Annotated in this window: 2 protein-coding genes; both read left to right on the top strand. The window is 69.9% G+C overall.

Translation table 11 applies throughout. From position 1 onward, the window contains the following. Positions 1-895, top strand: an 895-nt coding sequence (locus tag JYJ84_RS35770; protein WP_205190220.1) for an autotransporter outer membrane beta-barrel domain-containing protein, incomplete at its 5' end; no start/stop codon positions are given. Between the two features lie 152 nt (positions 896-1,047). Beyond that, positions 1,048-1,797: glycogen debranching N-terminal domain-containing protein (locus JYJ84_RS35775; RefSeq protein WP_275890769.1), on the top strand; the 750-nt coding region annotated here is incomplete at its 3' end.

Genomic DNA, 1,797 nt, shown 5'->3' on the forward strand with positions numbered 1-1,797 from the left:
GGTCGACCCGACGCTGCCGCCGGAGCGCCGGATCGGCTCGCGCGACGGCTGCTACGGCGGTACGCCTTACCAGCCGGTCGTCTGGGGGCAGGCGTTCGGCGGCCGCAGCCGGCTCACCGGCGACGGCAACGCGTCGACGATCAACCGCAGCATGACCGGCTTCATCGCCGGTGCCGACATGGCGCTCAACGACAAGTGGCGGGCGGGTCTGGCCGCGGGTGTCACGCACAGCTCGCTCGACAACGACCAGAGCTCGTCGGCGTCGGTGAACAGCTACTACCTGTCGCTGTACGGCGGCGCGCAGTACGGTGCGCTCGGCGTGCGCGGCGGCGCGTCGTACACGTGGTACCGGATCAACAGCGACCGTTCCCCGGGCTTCGCGGGCTTCGCCGATCACGACTCGGCCGGCTACGACGCGAATTCGGCGCAGGTGTTCGGCGAAGTCGGCTACGCGCTGCCGGTCGGGCCGGTGGCGATCGAACCGTTCGCGGGCCTCGCGTATGTGAACCTGCATACCGACGGCTATTCGGAAACCGGTGGCGCGGCCGCGCTGCGTGCCGGCGGCGAGACGACCCACGTCGGCTTCTCGACGCTCGGTTTGCGCGCGGCGTCGCAGCTCGGCGCGATGGCGAGCGGCACGTTCACCGCGCGCGGGACGGTCGGCTGGCGGCATGCGTTCGGCAACGTGCGGCCGTCGTCGGCGTTCACGTTCGCGAACGGCGGAACATCGTTCCAGGTATCGGGCGTGCCGATTGCACGCGACAGCGCCGTGCTCGAGGCCGGCATCGACGCGAACATCACGAAGCGCCTGACGCTCGGCCTCACGTACAGCGGCCAGTACGGCAGCGGCGTGCGCGACAACGCCATCCTCGGCAACATCCTGTGGAAATTCTGACCGGCGCCTGACGTGCCCGCGCGATGCCCTGCGGCGACGACCACGTCGCAGGGTGTCGCGTCTTTTTCGTCGCTGCGCACGTCCCCCGTTCTGTCCTATCCTGTGCGAAACACGCGACGCGCCGCGCGTTGCGACCCGACACAGGAGCATCGATGCCGAATCACGCCGAAGCCACGACGACCCAGGCGCCGCCAGTCGCGCCTGCTGCCCCGACCCCAGCGTCGGCCCCCGCATTCATCGCGCCCGAAGCCGATCCGCAGGTACTGGCGCGCAACAACCAGTACGTCCTGAAATCCGGTGACGCGTTCGTGGTCAGCGACGCGCTCGGCGACATCGGCGGTCATGACGACGGCCTGTTCGTCGACGACATGCGCGTGCTGTCGAAGTGGCGCCTGACCTTCGGCGGCCGCGCGCCGTCGCTGCTGTCGGGCGCGACGAGTGCCGATAACGCGTCGTTCACCGCGCACCTGACGAACCGCCCGCTGCCGCCGCTCGGCGGCCACGAAACGCCCGAGGGCGTGATCCACATCGAGCGGATGCGCGTGCTCGCGGGTGACGTGCTTTACGAAGCGCTGACGCTGACGAACTACGGCATGAGCGAAGCCGAGGTGCCGCTGTCGCTGTCGTTCGCGGCCGATTTCAAGGACATGTTCGAGGTGCGCGGCACGCAGCGCCCGAAGCGCGGCACGGTCGTTGCGCCGCGCGTCGACGCGGGCGCGGTGCAGCTGCGCTACGACGGCCTCGACAGCGTCGAGCGCAACGTGACCGTACATTTCTCGCCGGCGCCCGACGCGCTGTCGGTCGATCGTGCCGACTACACGCTGACGATCGCCGCGCAGGCCTGCGTGTCGATCTACCTGACCGTCGACGCAACGCTCGGCCCGGTGCATGCGGAAGCGCCG

The organism is Burkholderia sp. LMG 13014 (assembly GCF_905232215.1).
GTDB lineage: Bacteria > Pseudomonadota > Gammaproteobacteria > Burkholderiales > Burkholderiaceae > Burkholderia.